This is a genomic window from Ningiella algicola (assembly GCF_028401415.2).
Taxonomy (GTDB): Bacteria; Pseudomonadota; Gammaproteobacteria; order Enterobacterales; family Alteromonadaceae; genus Glaciecola.
On sequence record NZ_CP171821.2, the window covers coordinates 656,430 to 675,008 of the forward strand.

Annotated in this window: 18 protein-coding genes and 3 tRNA genes; 4 read left to right on the top strand and 17 right to left on the bottom strand. The window is 42.2% G+C overall.

What is annotated here, in order from left to right; all coding sequences use genetic code 11:
• The first annotated feature begins 55 nt into the window (after nt 1–55).
• The gene (gene ttcA, locus PN836_RS02885) at nt 56–967 is read left to right on the top strand and encodes a tRNA 2-thiocytidine(32) synthetase TtcA (protein ID WP_395343262.1); all 912 of its coding nucleotides are present in this window, start codon (nt 56–58) and stop codon (nt 965–967) included.
• 48 nt (nt 968–1,015) lie between these two features.
• The gene (gene rssA / locus PN836_RS02890) at nt 1,016–1,927 is read left to right on the top strand and encodes a patatin-like phospholipase RssA (protein WP_395343263.1); all 912 of its coding nucleotides are present in this window, start codon (nt 1,016–1,018) and stop codon (nt 1,925–1,927) included.
• Between the two features lie 25 nt (nt 1,928–1,952).
• Here rssA and PN836_RS02895 read toward each other — a convergent pair whose 3' ends face one another.
• The 4 genes from PN836_RS02895 to PN836_RS02910 are packed head-to-tail and all read right to left on the bottom strand — an operon-like array spanning nt 1,953 to nt 4,886.
• Nucleotides 1,953–2,612 (bottom strand): DUF2987 domain-containing protein, encoded by a 660-nt coding sequence (locus tag PN836_RS02895; protein ID WP_395343264.1) that lies wholly within the window; start codon nt 2,610–2,612, stop codon nt 1,953–1,955.
• A gap of 1 nt (nt 2,613) precedes the next feature.
• On the bottom strand, nt 2,614–3,465 hold the full coding sequence (locus PN836_RS02900; protein WP_395343266.1) for a glucosaminidase domain-containing protein: 852 nt from the start codon (nt 3,463–3,465) through the stop codon (nt 2,614–2,616).
• Nucleotides 3,458–4,204, bottom strand: coding sequence for a stress protein (locus tag PN836_RS02905; protein ID WP_395343268.1), 747 nt, complete (start codon nt 4,202–4,204; stop codon nt 3,458–3,460). The genes PN836_RS02900 and PN836_RS02905 overlap by 8 nt, the downstream gene beginning before the upstream one ends.
• A gap of 55 nt (nt 4,205–4,259) precedes the next feature.
• Nucleotides 4,260–4,886, bottom strand: a complete 627-nt coding sequence (locus PN836_RS02910; RefSeq protein ID WP_395343270.1) for a LysE family translocator — start codon at nt 4,884–4,886, stop codon at nt 4,260–4,262.
• A gap of 247 nt (nt 4,887–5,133) precedes the next feature.
• Here PN836_RS02910 and PN836_RS02915 point away from each other — a divergent pair, with 247 nt between their 5' ends.
• Nucleotides 5,134–6,147 (top strand): alpha-L-fucosidase, encoded by a 1,014-nt coding sequence (locus tag PN836_RS02915; protein ID WP_395343272.1) that lies wholly within the window; start codon nt 5,134–5,136, stop codon nt 6,145–6,147.
• On the opposite strand, the gene PN836_RS02920 is transcribed toward PN836_RS02915, so the two are convergent.
• Genes PN836_RS02920 through tnpA form a run of 4 tightly spaced genes read right to left on the bottom strand, consistent with a single transcriptional unit; the run spans nt 6,139 to nt 8,696 of the window.
• Nucleotides 6,139–6,471, bottom strand: a complete 333-nt coding sequence (locus PN836_RS02920) for a hypothetical protein (protein ID WP_395343275.1) — start codon at nt 6,469–6,471, stop codon at nt 6,139–6,141. The genes PN836_RS02915 and PN836_RS02920 overlap by 9 nt on opposite strands.
• A 7-nt stretch (nt 6,472–6,478) precedes the next feature.
• Nucleotides 6,479–8,065: an IS66 family transposase gene (gene tnpC, locus PN836_RS02925; RefSeq protein ID WP_395343278.1), complete on the bottom strand. Its 1,587-nt coding sequence runs from the start codon at nt 8,063–8,065 to the stop codon at nt 6,479–6,481.
• A gap of 23 nt (nt 8,066–8,088) precedes the next feature.
• Nucleotides 8,089–8,424, bottom strand: a complete 336-nt coding sequence (tnpB, locus tag PN836_RS02930) for an IS66 family insertion sequence element accessory protein TnpB (RefSeq protein ID WP_395343281.1) — start codon at nt 8,422–8,424, stop codon at nt 8,089–8,091.
• Nucleotides 8,424–8,696, bottom strand: coding sequence for an IS66 family insertion sequence element accessory protein TnpA (gene tnpA, locus PN836_RS02935; protein WP_395343283.1), 273 nt, complete (start codon nt 8,694–8,696; stop codon nt 8,424–8,426). Before tnpA ends, tnpB begins: the two co-directional genes overlap by 1 nt.
• Before the next feature lie 100 nt (nt 8,697–8,796).
• Here tnpA and PN836_RS02940 point away from each other — a divergent pair, with 100 nt between their 5' ends.
• Entirely contained in the window at nt 8,797–9,210 is a 414-nt protein-coding gene (locus PN836_RS02940) for an alpha-L-fucosidase (protein ID WP_395343285.1), read from the top strand.
• Between the two features lie 188 nt (nt 9,211–9,398).
• On the opposite strand, the gene PN836_RS02945 is transcribed toward PN836_RS02940, so the two are convergent.
• From PN836_RS02945 to uvrC, 9 genes are all read right to left on the bottom strand, one after another.
• Nucleotides 9,399–11,339 carry a glycosyltransferase family 2 protein gene (locus PN836_RS02945; RefSeq protein WP_395343288.1) on the bottom strand — a complete coding sequence of 647 codons (1,941 nt, stop codon included), beginning with the start codon at nt 11,337–11,339 and terminating at the stop codon, nt 9,399–9,401.
• An 879-nt stretch (nt 11,340–12,218) separates the two neighbouring features.
• Nucleotides 12,219–13,232: a hypothetical protein gene (locus PN836_RS02950; RefSeq protein WP_395343290.1), complete on the bottom strand. Its 1,014-nt coding sequence runs from the start codon at nt 13,230–13,232 to the stop codon at nt 12,219–12,221.
• Nucleotides 13,233–13,369: 137 nt separating this feature from the next.
• Nucleotides 13,370–14,431: a hypothetical protein gene (locus PN836_RS02955; protein ID WP_395343292.1), complete on the bottom strand. Its 1,062-nt coding sequence runs from the start codon at nt 14,429–14,431 to the stop codon at nt 13,370–13,372.
• A 460-nt stretch (nt 14,432–14,891) separates the two neighbouring features.
• A complete protein-coding gene (locus PN836_RS02960) occupies nt 14,892–15,464 on the bottom strand; it encodes a hypothetical protein (protein ID WP_395343295.1) in 573 nt (190 codons plus the stop codon).
• Between the two features lie 156 nt (nt 15,465–15,620).
• Nucleotides 15,621–15,707: transfer RNA gene (locus PN836_RS02965), tRNA-Leu, on the bottom strand.
• Between the two features lie 47 nt (nt 15,708–15,754).
• Nucleotides 15,755–15,828: transfer RNA gene (locus PN836_RS02970), tRNA-Cys, on the bottom strand.
• 80 nt (nt 15,829–15,908) lie between these two features.
• Nucleotides 15,909–15,984, bottom strand: a tRNA-Gly gene (locus tag PN836_RS02975).
• 131 nt (nt 15,985–16,115) lie between these two features.
• Nucleotides 16,116–16,682 carry a CDP-diacylglycerol--glycerol-3-phosphate 3-phosphatidyltransferase gene (pgsA, locus tag PN836_RS02980; RefSeq protein WP_395345433.1) on the bottom strand — a complete coding sequence of 189 codons (567 nt, stop codon included), beginning with the start codon at nt 16,680–16,682 and terminating at the stop codon, nt 16,116–16,118.
• A 70-nt stretch (nt 16,683–16,752) separates the two neighbouring features.
• Complete coding sequence (gene uvrC / locus PN836_RS02985) at nt 16,753–18,579, bottom strand: excinuclease ABC subunit UvrC (protein WP_395343298.1); 1,827 nt, start codon at nt 18,577–18,579, stop codon at nt 16,753–16,755.

Below are 18,579 nucleotides of genomic sequence, written 5' to 3' on the forward strand. Positions count from 1 at the left end.
ATACTGGCGGCGTTTTAAGTATTAGGTTTTATGCATTACGTTTTAGGAAAAGCTTATGTCAGTAAATGGCTCACTCACTACTCAGAGCAAATCGAAGTATAGTTTTAATAAACTACAAAAACGCTTACGCCGTGAGACCTCAAAAGCCATTGCCGACTTCAATATGATAGAAGACGGCGATCATATTATGCTGTGTTTATCAGGCGGCAAGGACAGCTATACCCTACTCGACTCATTAATGTATCTTCAGCGTATAGCACCCATTCACTTTTCAATTGTGGCGGTTAATCTTGATCAAAAACAGCCAGGCTTTCCTGAGCATATTCTTCCAGCGTATTTGTCTGAACTGGGAGTGGAATATAAGATAGTTGAGGAAGATACGTATTCCATCGTTAAAGAAAAAGTACCTGAAGGAAAGACGACCTGCTCTCTGTGCTCACGCTTACGCCGCGGTATACTCTATCGCACGGCAAGCGAGCTTAAAGCAACAAAAATCGCTTTAGGTCATCATCGTGATGACATGTTAGAGACATTGTTTTTGAATATGTTTTATGGGGGCAAAATTAAGTCCATGCCGCCAAAACTCCTAAGTGACGATGGCAAACACATCGTTATAAGGCCACTAGCCTACTGCAAAGAGTCAGATATTCAAAAATATTCAAGTGCAATGAACTTCCCAATCATTCCCTGCAATCTTTGCGGCTCTCAAGAAAACCTCCAGCGCAAAAATATCAAAATGATGCTTCAAGACTGGCAGCAACGTTTTCCCGGACGCGTGGAGTCGATGTTCAGCGCTATGCAGAATATTAAACCCTCTCATATGCTTGACCATGCGATGTTTGATTTTAAAGGCCTAAATCGAGATACCAAATTTAAAGGTGAAGGCGACATTGGCTTTGATAATGAGGCTTTTGAACAAAGCTTTAGCCAGCCAGATGCGGATAACACCATTCTGGAAATAAAGTGATTAGTAGAAGATGATCAATAACACGTGCACGAATAAACAGGAGTATTTGTGAAAATTGGTTTAGCACTGGGTGCGGGCGCTGCCCGAGGTTGGGCGCATATCGGCATCATTAAGGCACTTGAAGAATTAGGCATTAAAATAGACATTGTTGCTGGGTGCTCCATTGGCGCATATGTAGGTGCAGCCTATGCAAGCGGCAAGCTCGATGAACTCGAGGCCTGGGCAAACACGCTCACCGAATGGCAAGTATTCGGTTTACTTGGCATTGGCCTTCGTCGCGGCGGCCTTGCTAGCGGCCAAAAAGTATTTGATAAACATAAAAACGACTTTTGCGCCCCCAGTTTTGAACAAATGATAAAATCCTTTAGTGCAGTCGCTACCGATTTATATTCCGGGAAAGAAGTCATTTTTAATAAAGGCGATATAAACGATGCAATACAGGCGTCTTGTGCAATCCCTGCTCTATTTGCCCCCATCGAGCATGAAGGTAGGTGGTTAGTCGATGGCGCAGTGGTTAATCCAGTACCCGTGAATCAATGCCGCCAGTTAGGGGCAGATTTTGTTATCGCGGTGAATCTAAGCGCTGATTTTCGCCCTCAGCTAATAGAGCAGTTTGAAGAAGAGCACAAAGCCTCTCAACAAAAAACCGACGAAATAATCAGCAAAGGTGCGACGGGTTTCATGAAACAGTGGTTTTCACCAGACCCCAAACCCAATAAAAAAACGTCTCCCGGCATTGTGGGGGTAATGAGTAGTGCCCTTGAGATACTTCAAGCGCGCGTGACACGCTCTAGGCTTGCGGGTGATCCACCGGATATATTGATTGAGCCTCAGCTACGAGATGTAGGCCTACTTGAATTCCATAGAGCTGAAGAATTAGCACAAAAAGGACGTGAAAGCGTCCAGCGCCTGAGTGAGCAAATTAGCTATCAGCTAGACTTACCTTCACGACCTGAATAAGTTCACCTGAATCCTGTTTAATTTATTACTTGGTGGCTAGAGCTGTTATGCGTAACGGTTTAGCCGGCAATCTAAGTGGCTTTTTCGCTTCAAAGAACGCTTCTTCTAAGTTTAGTGTACCTTGAATGACTTGGTAACCCGCAGGCGTGCTCGTTGTAAGACTTTCATCCTCAAACTGAACAACCAGGCCTTCAACCGTTGGCATCATAAACGACAGAAAGCTTCCCATTTCATTGAAAAAGGCTTCATATTGCTCACGAATATAGACAATGTCTTCAAAACTATAATTCGCCTTCAGATACTCAGGTTTGGTTTCCAACTGTACTGAGATATCACATTTGTTTGTTGCTTCCTCCATGTCAAGTATGATCATAGCATCAGCAAGGCGAAGCGCACGCTCTCTGGGGATGGTAAATCGATTTTCTGGGCTGACCTCTAGTGGAATCTGTTGTTTTTGAGTAGAAATCCGCGCCGCATTAATCTGGCACAAACGTCCGGTGTCGATATTGACAAAGCCAAAAGCGAACTGTAAACCTTGAGTGTCATCATTATTTAGCTTTCTCAGGTGTGAATAAAAGGTTTTGTAGTCTACTTGTAGCTGTTCTGCGAATGCAATGCCCGCAGTTGTGAGATAAAGGGTAAATACCAAACAGAGTAAGCTCAGGCTAGTTGCTGCAGTTTTCAATTTATATTAGCTCCTGATTGGTTTTAATCATTTGTTCTAGTTCTTCGACGTATTCATGTCCACGCTCTGAATACTGCTCAAGCCCTTGAATTAATTCAAGGGCCGTTGGGCGCTTACCTTGTTCACGAAGATTTTTGCGAATAGCTCTTAAGTCATCATATGCGGGATGACGATTAAGATTGAGCATGTATTCGTACATGGCATGTGATAAGTCGTTGTACTTAGCGACCTCATGAATAGCGCCTTTATTTCTGCGTTTTGGTACAAAACCGCAACCTTCGCTAAAACACCATATCCCGAAAAAATTGTAACCTTCTTTAGCAAATCGACTTGTTCCCCAAGCGGACTCATTTGCACTTTGAATTAATACAAGCGCCTCAGGAATGATATCTATTTTTGATAGAAGCTGAGTAAATGCAGCACCTGCGCTTTGATTCTCATCAACACGATACTCCTGCAACAGCCACAGCACTTCATCTTGCTCGCGTTTGCTATATGACACCTGAAGTGCTTGGCGTAAGTCAAGTTCGTTCAATTCATCGCCTGAAGAGCTTAACTTTTCTTGCAGTTGTTGAACATAATCGCGCAGCGCTAAAAGATGCTCGTTTTGTAAGGCTATCGCCGGTTTTAAATAGGAGAAATATGCGCGTTTGCGTTCAGTTATATCCTCAATCTGTGAAAATCTTGGCACAGGCTCATGGGCATCATCGAGCGTTGGCGTATCGTACACCAAGGCGTTTTTTGAACGCGATACGACAATGGCAATCAATAAAATCGCTGCAAGCGCTATGCTCGCTGCCGCTCGAAGCTTGCGTGTTTTGGGATCCACAGCGACATCGGTAGTGTTAGGCATTGAAAACTCCTGATTGCCCGTCTTCGGATGTTTGTCCCTGTGAAGATGCTTGCTCGTCCTCTTTGCCACAGAATAACTCTGTGTACAACACAGCCTTAACATTAAAAAAGTACGGACCAACCCATATCGAAGCGAAACCGAAAGTAATTAATACACCAACAAACAATGCAAAAAATATTAGAAAGACCATCGTCATTTGATACAAGTACGCGTTTGTCATGCGAATCGACAAAAATATCGCCGAAAATGGTGTAAGACCTTTGTCAACGATGAGTGGCAATGTGAATGTGGTCGCCATAAATATATACAGCCCGGGCAGCACTAGCAGCATTAAGCCAATATCAAAGGCAATGGAAATTAATAAAGTCGCAACGCCAAGCGGTAAAATATAGCTAACATACGAAAATACATTGATTGCGCGAGCTTTTATGCCTCTAGCACTTGTAACGGCCAGCATCGCAATGCCCGCAAACAAGGGAGCCATTACCACGTTCATGATAAGACTCGCCACTGCATTTTGGGTATTTGTTAAGTTTTGGACATCTTCCGGTGTTTCGATTGCGAAGCTATAGGCAAACACAAAGCCTAAAAAAAATATCACAGCAACCAATGTAAGAAGCGCCTGAACCAGCACCCAGTTGTTCTCAGAACTTAACTCTCTGGCTCTAGAAAGTACGACGCGTATGTCGAAATGGTATTGTTTGGCCAGCATACGCTGAATATGAGCTTCGTCTTTCATTGCCGAGTTGAGTAATCACTAATCGCTGCTGTCATTTAGCAGAATATTAACATTTTCACTGAGTCAGCACTAATACAATTGCCATTGCGATGAGAACTGCACCCATTAGTCTGTCGAAAATATATCCGTGTGTAATGTAAGATTTCCGCACACGGTGATGGCTCGCGAGTATACTGACAAACACAAACCATAATGCAGTGGCTATGGCGAGGTATAGACCGTATAACGATTTAGACACTAAGCTGCTCTCTACCGGAATAGCAAGTGTGTAAAGGGTCAAAAAGAATAGCGTCGCTTTTGGATTTAAACCATTGGTAATGAAACCAATAAAAAAAGCTTTCATTGCGCTGTGGCTAACAATATCATCACTTTTCAAGCTGGTACCGCTGTTTGCTTGACTCCTGATTGCTCCTATTCCCATCCAAATCAAATAAAGCGCTGCTGCGTATATTAGACTTTGATATATCCAGGGCGTAGCTTTAATAATAATGCTGATACCCAAAATACTATAAGCAACATGCAGCAAGATACCGCTACCCACTCCCAAACTCGTAACAATACCTATTGCTCTGCCCTGCTGCAGACTTTGTTTCATCACCACAGCGAAGTCTGGCCCAGGGCTGGCGACAGCGAATGCATGCATAATGGCAATGGCTAGCCAAACAGAAAAGTCGAAACCCATTAAGTCACTCAATTTGCTGAATATGTTGATAAAACGCCCTTGATCATACAACAAATTACTTTGAGCGCTAGCGCCAATTTTTATTGTTAGGCGTAAATTTAAATCGTAAAAAGAATGTTAAATACAGGAGAGGATGTTGCCATTGACCACTGTCATGCTGTGACGCGGCTATCTCGTAAATCTAGGCATATTGCCTTGCGCTTGGTGTGTAGGCAGTTTGTTGTATATTTTAATCAAAGGTGACTTTATGATTTCTTATTCGTTTCATAATTTAATGAAGTGCGCAGCTTTAGTTTGTTCCCTGCTTGTGTTGAATCATTCGCATGCGAACCAAGCAGCTGAGCCAATCAGCTTTGAAGACATGCTTGAGCCAACAATCAAGCCCGGCGGCGGTGACTTGAATCCAGGCATATATAGCCATCCAAAAACGATGAGTGATTTTCAAGATATGAAAATTGGCCTAAGCGTGCATTGGGGGCCAAGTAGTTTGGGAGGTAAAGAGATTTCATGGTCTCGCGGCGAGCAGATACCGCGTGAAGAGTACGACGCTTACTATCAATCTTTCAATCCAACACAGTTTAATGCTCAGGCATGGATGGACTTGATGAAAGAAGGCGGTATGAAGTACATCATGTTAACCTCAAAGCATCACGATGGCTTTGCCCTGTGGGATTCAAAATATTCTACCTACGATATTGCCAGTACACCCTTCAAGCGCAACATTGTCCAAGAACTGGTGGATGCATCAAAACAAAATGACATTGTGTTTGGCAGCTATTTCTCAATTATCGATTGGTATCATCCAGACTATCAGCCCTATGATCACGGCGGACCTGGCGAACTTTATGCGACAGATGCATCTACTCCAAACTTTGAGCGTTATAGGATGTTTATGAAGGCTCAGTTGCGCGAACTCATCCAAGACTACGGTGCTAAAATCATTCAGTTAGACGGTGAATGGGATCCCTCCTTCAATCATGACATTGGTAGCCACTTATATGCTTATCTACGCCTGCTAGACCCCACTGTTATCATCAATAACCGTGTTGATGTTGGACGCGAACATTTGCCAGCAGACACCGGCATGTGGGACTGGAAACGCTACGCGGGTGATTTTGATGAGCGTGAACGCATGGTGGATTGGATTCAAAAAGAAAGCAAAGTCTTCGGACGCAGTGTGAACCCTTGGCAAGCTTGGGTAACCATTGACCAGGCTCAGTGGTCATACAATGAAACGCCTCGCCGTAACCGATCATTTTAGACCGTTCTTGACCGCCTGACTGAGATCGAGTTTAGCAACGCTAACGGCGGTCACTATGCCTGCCGGTACCTTGTGATGCGTTTTGCCATTGTTGTTAGCAATGAGTACCGTTTTTCTATTTTTCTTAAGTAATGTGCCAGTGATTGTTTTGCCCTCATGAGTAAACTGCACTTTCATGCCAGGACGCAGCATAGCAAGCGCTTCTCTATCTTTTTGCGCTCGTAACTCATCAATGCGGTCAACGACAGCTTGATTCAATATATATAATTGATCGATAGATAGTTGGCTAATGTCGATTGTCGTTTTTGTGTCTTTTTTGTTCATGGCGCTTTCACTTTTCTATGTCTGAGCGCAGGCGAATGCCTGCGAACAGCACTTTCCAGCGCCTAGGCGTTAAATCGATGATGTCTTTGGCTGGATGTTGCGATACGCGTTGCAGCACATCCACTAAATAATGATAGGGATTGATATTGTGTAATTTGCACGTCACCGTAAGCGTGTGTAGGGCACCTAGCTGTTTTGCCCCTAACTCACTCCAACAGAACAAGTGGTTCTTCCTACCCATGGGAACGACTCTCAAAGCCCTTTCTAAATGGTTAGTATCGATAAAAACTTGCGCATGCGTCAGGTAAGTCTTTAATTCGTGATGGCGCTCATACGCATAAGCTAAGGCTTTGCTTAAGGGGTCTTTCGGCAATAATTCTGGGCGTTGGCGTTGCTCATATAGCCATTTAAACAGTGCAGTGATAATAGGCTCGCTATATTTGAGCCGATATCGCACGGTATCATCGGCATTGGGCGCCTGTTTTCGTATATGTGCTTCAATCTTATACAGCTTTTGTATCTCGCTCAAGGCGTGTTGCGCCTCTTTAGGATGATAATCCAGTGCCTTTTCGAAGTAGCGACGGGTATGCGCCCAACACGCTGCATGAGTAATATGTTGACCTTGGCTATTCAATGTATCAATGACTTGGCTATACACCGCATAGCCATCGCTTAGCAAGGTGCCATTAAAACCAGATAGTTGTTCTATTGCATGTTGTTTGCCGCGTGAAGCCGACCATGTAAAGGCCACTTCATCTTGCTCGCCATAAATAGGCCAGAAGTAGGTTTGTTTCATGGTGTTGTGTTTGCGGCGAGTCGATGGTTGTCGACCCGCCTTCATCGGCGTTTCATCCATGCTAATGTTGCCCCCGCTGAGGATGTTGCTCAGCACCGCTTGTGCGATGGGGATGACTAAATCAATACTTTGGCTGACATAATTGATTAGGCTTGCTCGCGATAAAGTCACACCCGATTGCAGCATACGTAAATGTTGGCGATGAAGCGGTAAATGATAGACCGCTTTATCCACCATGAGGCCAGCGAGTAGTGATACATCCGCATACGCCCCTTCTAATACATTAACGGGTGTTGAAGGCGAACGAATCGCTCCGCTGTCTTTTTGGCGAACCACATCTTTACGGTAAATTAATACTTGGTAGCTACCTGGCAGTTGCGCTAGTCGATGCGTTTCTTTCGTGCCAATGACTTCATACTTATCGGCATCCTCACCTTCAAGCTCGGGGCAAGGCACATCAATCACCTTGGTCGGCACATCATCGGTAAAGCGAAGGCCAGTGTCATTGACGTTATTCTCATCTTTTTGCTTGTTAGAGCGGGCGTAACCTTTGACGGCTTTTTTCGGTAAAGGCGGTAATGCTTCATCTTGAGCTTGACCAAACAACTGCGCTTGGTCAGGGTTATCTACAATGTGCTTTTCTGACTTACGCCCAAACAACTGACGCTTGAACCAATCGACTTGTTGCTGCAACTGCGCGGCTTGTGCTTGTGACTCAACCAGTTTTGCACACACATTTGCATATTCTTCTTGTGGAATATGTGGAGTGTTTTGAGGCAAATGAGCAGCGCTTTTCATGCGACGAAGCATAGCAAATTCAGCTACTTAAGTCGCTTGTTTTGTCTGTCTTTTTGCCAATAAATACCATCAATTAAACACTGTAACTGCGCGGTGTTCAGCCCAATTTTATGCCCATGACCTACCACCTTGCCGAAGGTGCCGCGCTCGAGCCTTTTTGACCACAAACAGTAGCCCCCTTGATGGTAATACAGCACTTTTATCATGGTCCGTTTGCGGTTCACAAACACAAACCAATCGCCGAGTTGTGCTTGCATCTGCAATTGATTATTCACCAACGCCGCTAAACCATCGAACTGCTTGCGCATATCTGCAATACCAAGGTATAACCATATTTTAGCGCTACTGGCGGTGAGCATTATCCGTCAGTGCTCATATTGAGCACCACACCATTTGGCAAGGTTAATTCGATTTGCCATTTTCGTGTATCTGCCTGCCGTGATGTCATAGTATCAATCGGTAACCATTGCGGTGATGTTTGTGGTAACGACAGTTCTTGACGCTTTTTGCGTTGCAAATAGAACGTTGACTGATTAATGTTATGCGCGTGACAAAACTGCGCGATAGTCATATCGCTAGTTTCTTGGGCGTCGATGAATTGTTGCCATTCTTGGGGGCTACGTCTAGTCATTGATATTTTCTCCTGTCTTCATCAATGATTAGATTCTAGGGGCTTAGCTTAAGAAAAGAAGAACGGTCTATTTTGATCGGTTACGCCTCGCCTGCTCACATTGAATGAAGTCATTATTGATTTGGCCAAAACAATAGGCGATGGCGGCAACTACTTAATCAACTTGGGGCCAAAGCCCGATGGCACCTTTGATGAGGTTCAAGCACAAATCATTCGAGACATGGGAAAATGGGTCAAAGCGCATGCAAAGGGCATTTATGGCACGCGTGCAGGTGCGTTTATCAGTGAGGGAGCGTATACAAGTACCCAAAAAGGTGATTCCAGCTTTTTGTTTGTATTTGACCCTAGTAACTCTCAGTCTATTCCATTAGGTGATTACGATGTGTCCGACGTGAAAGATGCAGAGGGCAACAGCATTGACTTTTCAATTCAATCGGGTGATTTATTATTGGCTGAGGCCATGCAAAACATTCCAGCCATGCCGGTTGTCATGTTTGAACTTCTACACAAATAGTAAGCACTGAAGATGCAGCGCTAGTCAACCTATCTTTGCGTTGCATGGCTGTATGCGTATTAAATAAGTTGGTCCTATTCATGTTGGACTTTTTCATAGAAGCGCCTGATAACAGAGCGTTTCTTAGGCATGCACTTACGTTTGTATACATAAGCACGGTTTATAATGCAAAAAGTCATATACAAATTCTAACTGTCGATAAGCTTTTGTTCGAAATAAGTCTTTACCTCATTATAAAGCTGTGTATCGGCTCTATTCAGCGCTTGAATCACTCCAAGAGTTTCGTTATCGACTTCTACCGACTGTGCTTCAGGAGCAGTGTTTAATTTGCTTATCTCAATATCTTTAGAAATGAACCGTTGAAGAATCTCGACCGAGGCATTGTATTGTTCAGTTACTCCAACAAATCCAAAGTCTTTCCAATTGTGGGTGCTTAGAAATTTGGACATTACATTTCTGTTCCGCTTCTTTTTCGCAAAATCAATTAAAGTTCCTGTGTATGAATGATGACGTTGAAAATGCTTAAATTCCGAAATAACACGCTCTATCGGCTCTCTAACAAATGTCACCACATTCTCGGGCGCAGTGATTTTTATGTACTTTTTCGCGTAAAAATGACCCGCAATAAGGGATATGTCAACGCTTGCAAGACTATCTAAATCATTCGAGTGATAACAGTGCTTTAGAATTAAGTCTGACGTTCGTTTTGAGTTTTCACCATAGTCGTAAAGTATTTCCCCTGAGTGATAAGCCTGTGCAAGATTCTTTATCAAACTAGTTCCAGCTGTTTTAGGTATATGCACAAACACTAGCGGCTTGGCTGTATTAAGTACTTTTGAGCTTCTTTTAACAATAGACTTGTCATGATGAGACCTTTCACACTCTTCAAGCTGTGTCAATTTTTTAAGGATTAGAGGACCGTTAGGCCGTAATTTGAAAGCTTGCCGCCACAATTTTAGTGCAGCGGACTTGTCAAGTAGCTCCATCTTCAAAGCTAACTTACTAATCCACTCAACATTTTTACAATTAGTGGTATATGAAGAGGACATAACGTGTTCTACCACTAAATTCTTTTCGGCTTTACCGCAATTAATAAACACTTGCAATAGCCCGGTGAACCTTTCATGGGGAATTGTCTTGATAGAGTCTATTGTTTTGAAATAGCGACTTTTAACAAACTGTTTAGCAGTAGCGAGCTCTCGTTTTATGCCTTTTTTTTGCAGAAACTTGAGTTTTGCTTGCTCGTACCTTAAAAAACTACCTTCATCAAAGTTAAAGCGACACAGATCTCCATAAGTCTGATTATAGCCTCCTCTATTGAGTTTTATCGTAGCAGGTTCCGACGGCCGTCCTCTTTGAAGTAGTGAAACATATTCAGTTGGCGAGCGAAACATTCGATGGATAATCATGCATTCCCGCACTTTTATAAGAGATTCGTGTAAAGCCTCGTCACCCTGTTTGCCAGCCACGAAGGGCTCACCATCACACATTACTGTGGTTTCGTTGAATACCTTAGGCCTATGAAGCCTCAGTTCAAGGTTTTTCACCTGAGTTTTTACAAGGCTTTTAACTAAAAAATGCAATTTGTATTCACCGTTAGAACTTAACGTTGAAAAATCATTGTCATGCCCCATTTCGTTTAACCACTCAAAGCAATAAACGTCAGCCGCTTTAGCTTGATCAATAACGTCCTGAATTTTTACATCAAAATTGCGATTCACCCAGAACTCATCGATGTCAATGAATAGCAGATAATCGAATTTTCCTTCAGCTTGAGCAACTTGGAATGCGTGCTTATAAATATCGACTTGCATATTGCTTATGCCACTACTGAGGGGATCATCGAAACAGTCGGCTGCAATAGCGTTAACTGAAGGGTAACTCTTCGATATCTCGTTTATCATAGCCAACGTATTATCAGATGTTCTATTGACATATACATCGATCGCGTTGACTCCAATGTATATATGATGGAAAGCCCATTCCGGTAAATAGGCGGCTTCATCTTTCGCGACTGCCACTATTTTAACTCGCGGGCTATTCGATTTCTTAGTATCCTCAGCTAGTCGTTGCTTAACAGAGTTAGTTATTAAAGCTGTGTAATTACGAATTTTATTTAGCTTTTGCATATACTTCAGATGATTTAAGAGGAAAAAACATATGACTATCTAGTTCTAACTGCAATCGTATCCAATCTATTTGTATTTTCAATGACCTTTACTCAATATAAATGTTTCTAAGAGAAATTAAGTTAACTCCTAATTTGAAGTAAACTTGCAGTTTAAATGCCGTTAATATTGTCCTGTAATTATTAAAAACGCATGGGTTCTTTCGGTTTTAACAAAAAAATTGTACTATGCTCTTGTGTACCGGCTCGAATATATATTTGGCTTGCTCATCGCACAATACAAAAGGGGTAATTCGCGTAAAGCGTTTTTGATATTTAGACGCCTCATACATCAATGATCTTATTGATTTGTTGGGGTGGCAACTAAAAATTTTTAACGCAGGTTAAAGAAGTTCTTCGAATAAGTGCTACTGTTTGAAATCTAAGAGTTACCGACTTCCCCCATTTAGGCAAGCTATTCAGATATCTTTCAACGCTCTTCTTAAAAGAGGCAGTGACCAGTTAAAGTCACAAGTATGCGTTTTAAAATCAAGACAAATGCACATCGAATAGCCTTTTAACCAATCGCTGTTCAGTATTTAATCGTGCACAGCGCTTTACTTCATAGCGAACATCTCGGACTCATTAATAACTAAACTCTAATCAAACAAAAAGAAAGAGGTTATCAAGCAGGCTGTATTGTGTTATTGATAAAAACGACCTCAGTTTTAAAATCTAGTGTGTATTGTCGATAGCTTCATTTTTGACTCGTGTAAACACCCTAATCTTTGACTTGTTATTGTTTTTAATCGACGCAGACGCATTCGTTAGACTAGACCAAACCTCTAATTAATGTGTCGAAGTATTTTGGGCTATAACACATTCGTTCAATCGAATAACTTTAATTTACGTATTGATACAACCTAGAGAGTGTAGTTTTTATATCTTGCTCACTTTTTCCAATCGCTAAGTACATTTTAAATTGATGAATTTGGTTTGGCGCCCCTTCTGCGCGGAACGAGCTATTCATTTTTACCATTCCAACCTTTCCACTAAAACTGCTTCCAACATTGCTAAGGTACACTGCGTTATAAACTTGATGATATCCACGATTACCTTTATTAGTATTACCGATATTTTCATCAGGAGTGTATAGGCCCAGCCAAATAGTACGAGAATTATTGGTTATAATTGATGCTCTTTGACCTCGATACCCGTTATTGCCCTCGTAATTGAGAGAGCCTGTGTGAGGGTCGAAAGAATAAAAGGTATTAAGATCGGGGGTAAAATGTCCTGAAAAAATTTCAAATGTTATTTTGTTGTTTAAGGAACCAGAATTGTCTCCATAATTTACATTTATTGGTAAACTTGGCTCTAACTTAACTGAGGTATCAAATTCGATGGCATGAGGAATATTCACTCCCCCATTTACATATCCGATTGTTATTTTTTTCGAAATGACTGTGTCCGATAAAATTGTCGTATTTAATGCACACGAGCCAGGAGGTGCTGGAGTGCACTCATTAGGTTGCAACCAGAAAGCAGCTGAAGATGACGTGGTTACTGAATCTGACGAGCTACTAATACTGTGAAGATAGCTTGAACTATTAGAGCCATTCCCATCAAATCTAGACCCCGCTTCGGTTGGTACAAACGATTCAGGACCGGAGTTAGAAATGGTGTTTGGATAAAAGATAGCGGTTTGTATCTGGCGTCCGTGGTCATCATTATCAACCAGTTGGACTCCATTAAAAGTAAGTCCACAGACCGCACCCGCAAACTTATCACACGTGGATAGCAAAACACTATTTGAGCCCATCGAATCATAGATAAACCTGCTTCCGTTAGCTTCTGACATTACACTACTTGATGCAGATAGAAGTAAGCTAAAAATTGTCAGTTTATAAATTTTCATAATAATTCCTTAAATTTCTATTTAGGTTTCGCTTTCTATTGCATACAAATAGTGCATGTAAGTCTATCCTTAATGTAGCCTCAATTTGTCAGTTGAGGCACGCATTGTTCATAATGAAGCATTTTACTTCTATCCCATTAATTTACATATTGATAAAGGTTGGACATCACGGTTTCTATACCTTGTTTCGAACCAGCTAATGCTAAGAAATGCCTGAAATTATGCACTTCGTTTGCCCCCCCCATTTTTCTCATAACACTGTTAAGCTTTACAAGGCCCCTTTGACTACTAAGATCAGTATTTGCATCTAAGTACTGCATTCCATAATTATGCCAATACCCTTTCGAATTAACTTGCCAGTCTCCATTGCTTTGATTGTAAGTGCTTCCGTCGGGTGTGTACAAACCAAGCCAAACGGTACCCTGCTGATTGCTGACAACGAACGCGCCCTCATAACTATTATGTTTATTGCCTGATAAAAGCACTAACTTGCCTGTCGCTTCGTTAAATGAATAAAATTTGTTCAAGTCTTTGTGTAAATAAGCAGCTATGACTTCAAACGTCATTTTATTTCCAGCCGAGTTTTGGGAGTTACCATAGTTCACATTGTTCGGTAAGTTAGGTTCTAAAGTAATCTTATGGTTTATTTCAATTGCGTGAGGTATGTTCACTCCATTCTTCGAGTATCCGATCTTAATTTCTTTTTCGACGATGGTATTCGACACTAGCGAAGTATTTAAACCTGTCGCACCCAATCCAGCTGGGCTAGATTCACCAGGTTGCAGCCAATACGCGGGACGTATCTTAGTCTTAAGGTAGTCTGCGTTTGAATAGATAGACTGTAAAAGACTAGTGCTATTGTTACCTTGTCCATCAACTCTGGAGCCAGCCTCTGTAGGAGCAAATGCTTCGGAACCCATCCTCGAACCATCGGCGTTGAACGCGGAATTAGGGTAAAAAACAGCTGTTTGAATTTGTCTTCCGTGGTCAAAATTATCAACCAACTGTTTACCATTGAAAGACAGGCGGCATATTGCTCCGGCGAACTTGTCACAGGTCGCAATCACAACAGAGTTGGAACCCATATTGTCATAAATAAAAGCTGTCCCGTTTGGCTCTGAATAAGCATAATTAATCGAACACAAATTAATTATGAAAAAGGGTAGAAATAGTTTTGAGTAGCTGCGAAAGCTTTGCATAAATTTGACTCCGTTCAATCATTTGAATATCAAAAAGACGTGACTTGTCTCTTTGAAGTATTTGAATTAGTAAAAATTCCAACCTAATCCTGCGTAGAATCATAGTGTATAATCAAAAAAGGTAAAGTATGCCGATTAGAAATATTGATCTGCATCAAATACTTGAAACCAGATTTTCAATCAAGCGGATGTTTGATTCACCGATATCTATTGTTATGACCCAATTCACTAACTAAGGTTTTAAGTGTGTATCGCTTTAATCAACGTGTCACGATTGTTAATCTTTCAGTTTTTGTTAATACGCTTTTATCCGGTATCTCTTCGCGTTCCTGATATAGGTGGTTGGTGAACTTTGGTTTATGGAAGAAGTATGGCTCAAATGAATATTACGTCACAACACTCAAATAGTGAAGTGCACATAATAATCAAACTAACGCTGCGCACGGCATCATTACCACAATCAATTTTTCAAAAATTTCAAATACTCATCGCTGGTTTGTTGAGTGACTTCTCTGAGGCTTGAGCGTCTCTCGCGATAAACATTGGTCTCTTCCTCTTTGAGTGACGAAAAAACGATAGCGCTTAGCTCACAATCAAAAAATGCCGTCTTTATCGTCGACAGTACGCGAGCGCTTTCTGAGATAGCGACTGCACCCGATTTGACTTGTCCGAGCAAAATAGCGTCTGCGCTTTGTCCCTTGCACGCGCTACTTAGCACCTCAAGATCCTGTTTATTTGTTCTTGCATTTATAAGCTTAAGCGTGTCTTTATTGCCAATGTTCTCACTTGTCAGTATCTCATGAAATTCTGACAATGCTTTTGTAATATAGTTTTGAACGTATTTGGAAGTGTCACCCACAAATGGTTGAATGATAATACGCTGATATTGCTTACTAGGATGATTTGTTGAGCCACCTGATGTGCTTGAACAAGAAAAAACGGCAAATACCACAACTAAAAAGGTAGATTGAATATGAAGTCTTTTCATTTTTTGGATAAGCGCTAACGGCACTCTACTGCGATGCAATTTCAACAGGCTTCCTTCGCACAACGATTTTGGAAGATGATATCAAAAACGACACCTGACGTGTTTTATATTTATCAATGTCAACGTGTCATAAAGAATGATTAAACGGCCATTCATAAAATGGTAAACGCAGATATTATGATTGTATGAAGAAAAAAGAAGTGGTGCCCGGGGCCGGACTTGAACCGGCACACCCTTACGAGCGAGGGATTTTAAATCCCTTGTGTCTACCAATTTCACCACCCGGGCACTGATGTTTAGCGATAGCAACACAAGTTTGTGCATGCTGCGTTAAATGGAGGCGGAACCCGGAGTCGAACCGAGATCCACGGATTTGCAATCCGCTGCATAGCCATTCTGCCATTCCGCCGCTTATCGCTTAAGTCTTTACGTTTAATACTTCAAAAGTATTGGCAAGCAAAGCATTTCAGATAACCAATTTTAGAAAATTGGAGCGGGAAACGAGATTCGAACTCGCGACCCCGACCTTGGCAAGGTCGTGCTCTACCAACTGAGCTATTCCCGCTCTGAAATGTGCGGTGCATTCTACCTGCTAAACGCTTTCTGTCAACAATAAATCTGAGCATTAAGAGCCGATTTACTATTTTTTGAGCGACAGCGAAGATACAAACTTCAAAACAGACTGAAGCGTCGCTATCAATTCAGATTTTTAAGCGTTTTCCAACCGGCAATACCATAAATAATCATTGACCATACCGACAAAACCGCTGCTATCCATAATAATATATACCCTAGCGTCACCCAATAGATAGTAACGCCCATAAACACTTCTAATCCAGAAAGTAGGCCAATTAAAGCCAGCATTTGCGCCATCGTTTTTGCTTTACCCAGAAAGCTGACTTTTACCGCGTCGGACGCATCTTGCTGGCTCATCCATTCGCGTAATGCCGATACAAAAATCTCGCGCATGAGTATTACAATAGCGGGAACGGTTACCCATAAGGTGGCGTAGGTGTGCGTAATCATCAGTAACGCTGCTGCCACTATAAGTTTATCGGCTACAGGGTCTAAAAAGGCACCGAAGGCACTGGATTGCTCAAGCTTGCGAGCCAAGTAGCCGTCAAACCAATCGGTAATCGCCGCGAGCCAAAATATAAACGCGCCTGCATACTGTGCCCATTTCCAATCAAGAAAATACACAGTGACGAATATCGGAATTAACATAACGCGCAATAGCGTCAGAATATTAGGTACAGTCCACATCACTTATTTTGTTTTAACAACCGTTTCTTATTTACCCCAAACATTGTCGTGATGATATCAGAACAAGCGCTCAAGCGTGCAAGTAATCGTATATAGTCTCAGCCAAATCTTCGCTAATTCCCGGTACTTTAGCAATTTCTCCCCTGCTCGCCTTTTTCAAACCTTGTATACCACCGGTATACTTAAGTAAGGCTTGTCGTCGTTTAGCGCCTACCCCCGGTATATCTTGCAATACTGACTGGTTTTTCACTTTTTGACGACGATTTCGGTGACCGGTGATCGCAAAGCGGTGCGACTCATCTCGAATGTGTTGCACAAGATGCAAGCCCGGCGCGTCTGATTGAATAGCTACGGTTTCATGAGAATCAGCCATTATCAGGGTTTCTAATCCTGGTTTTCTTGTTGTGCCTTTTGCAACACCTACAATGAGCGGCGTATACTCCGCGGGCCACTCTGCAAAATGCTGCTCTGCTTGCGAAAGCTGACCTTTACCGCCGTCTATTAATAGCAAATCAGGTAATTTTGCATCATCGCTTGGCTTCTTGTAGCGGCGTTTTAGCGCCTGAGCCATAGCGGCGTAATCATCACCGGGCGTAATGCCTTCAATGTTAAAGCGGCGATAGTCAGATTTAAGCGGCCCATTGCGATCAAATACAACACACGAAGCCACCGTCTGCTCACCAGACGTATGTGAGATATCAAAGCATTCCATGCGTTTAATGGGTGTATCACAATTAAGATGAGACTCAAGATCACTAAAGCGTGCAAAGATAGATTTTTGCTGATTTTGCTGAGTTTCTAGCGCATTCTCCGCGTTAGTGTTGGCAAGTTTTAGGTATTTACGCTTTTCATCTCGCACGCCTTCATAGAAACTAATCTTTCGTTTAGCCTCTATAGACAGTACCTCTTGCACCTCGGGCATATCATCAAATTTAAACGGAATCACAATCTGCTTGGGGATGAGCTTATTACCCGCTAAATAAAACTGAAGCATGAAAGATTCGAATATTTCTTCTCGCGTAGCGCCTTTTGGAATTTTGGGAAAGAACGATTTGCTGCCCAACAGTTGATTGTCTCTAATAAACATGCCATATACACATGCCATACCGTGCTTAAATGAAAAGCCGAAAACATCCAGCTCTTGTTGAGAGCCGCTCACTAGTTGCTGCTCTTGTACTTTTCTAAGCGCGCTGATTTGATCTCGATATTTTGCAGCGGCTTCAAAGTTTAAAGCTTCACTGGCAATTTCCATTTTGCCCACTAAGGTTTGTATAACCTCTTTATTTTTGCCTTTTAAAAAAAGCACTGCTAAGCGAACTTGCTCACTATATTCTTCATCCGACACATAACCTTCCACGCACGGCGCTGAACAACGCTCTAGTTGGTATTGCAAGCAGGGTCTTGAGCGGTTTCTATAGTAACTATCATCACACTGGCGTACGGGAAACAGCCGCTGCATGGAGCGAAGGCTTTCTCGCACTGACCAGGCGCTCGGATATGGCCCAAAATATTCACCTTTGGCTTTTTTTGAACCCCGATGAAAGCCCAATTTAGGATGCTTGTGCTCTGATAAAAATATAAACGGATAAGACTTATCGTCACGCAATACAACGTTGTAGCGGGGCCGATACTTTTTTATATAGTTGTTTTCGAGTAAGAAGGCTTCCGTTTCACTGCTAACAAGCGTCACATCCACATGCGCGATATTTGCAACCAGCGTCTGCGTTTTAACGCTATCAACCTGTTTACGGAAATAGGAACTTAAGCGTTTTTTGAGGTTTTTTGCTTTACCAACGTATATAACATCGCGCGCGGCACTGTACATGCGGTACACGCCGGCACTTGAGGAAACGTGCTTTAAAAACTGTTTTGCATCAAAACTGTTTTCGTCACTCAT

What these genes read in the sequence shown, in the direction of transcription:
- pgsA (WP_395345433.1), bottom strand. Translation starts at nt 16,682, where the DNA reads ATGTGGACTGTACCTAATATTCTGACGCTATTGCGCGTTATGTTAATT.
- PN836_RS02950 (WP_395343290.1), bottom strand. Translation starts at nt 13,232, where the DNA reads ATGAAAATTTATAAACTGACAATTTTTAGCTTACTTCTATCTGCATCA.
- PN836_RS02945 (WP_395343288.1), bottom strand. Translation starts at nt 11,339, where the DNA reads ATGCAAAAGCTAAATAAAATTCGTAATTACACAGCTTTAATAACTAAC.
- tnpB (WP_395343281.1), bottom strand. Translation starts at nt 8,424, where the DNA reads ATGCTCACCGCCAGTAGCGCTAAAATATGGTTATACCTTGGTATTGCA.
- PN836_RS02905 (WP_395343268.1), bottom strand. Translation starts at nt 4,204, where the DNA reads ATGAAAGACGAAGCTCATATTCAGCGTATGCTGGCCAAACAATACCAT.
- PN836_RS02900 (WP_395343266.1), bottom strand. Translation starts at nt 3,465, where the DNA reads ATGCCTAACACTACCGATGTCGCTGTGGATCCCAAAACACGCAAGCTT.
- PN836_RS02915 (WP_395343272.1), top strand. Translation starts at nt 5,134, where the DNA reads ATGATTTCTTATTCGTTTCATAATTTAATGAAGTGCGCAGCTTTAGTT.
- tnpA (WP_395343283.1), bottom strand. Translation starts at nt 8,696, where the DNA reads ATGACTAGACGTAGCCCCCAAGAATGGCAACAATTCATCGACGCCCAA.
- PN836_RS02910 (WP_395343270.1), bottom strand. Translation starts at nt 4,886, where the DNA reads ATGGGTTTCGACTTTTCTGTTTGGCTAGCCATTGCCATTATGCATGCA.
- tnpC (WP_395343278.1), bottom strand. Translation starts at nt 8,065, where the DNA reads ATGAAAAGCGCTGCTCATTTGCCTCAAAACACTCCACATATTCCACAA.
- PN836_RS02920 (WP_395343275.1), bottom strand. Translation starts at nt 6,471, where the DNA reads ATGAACAAAAAAGACACAAAAACGACAATCGACATTAGCCAACTATCT.
- PN836_RS02955 (WP_395343292.1), bottom strand. Translation starts at nt 14,431, where the DNA reads ATGCAAAGCTTTCGCAGCTACTCAAAACTATTTCTACCCTTTTTCATA.
- uvrC (WP_395343298.1), bottom strand. Translation starts at nt 18,579, where the DNA reads ATGAGTGACGAAAACAGTTTTGATGCAAAACAGTTTTTAAAGCACGTT.
- ttcA (WP_395343262.1), top strand. Translation starts at nt 56, where the DNA reads ATGTCAGTAAATGGCTCACTCACTACTCAGAGCAAATCGAAGTATAGT.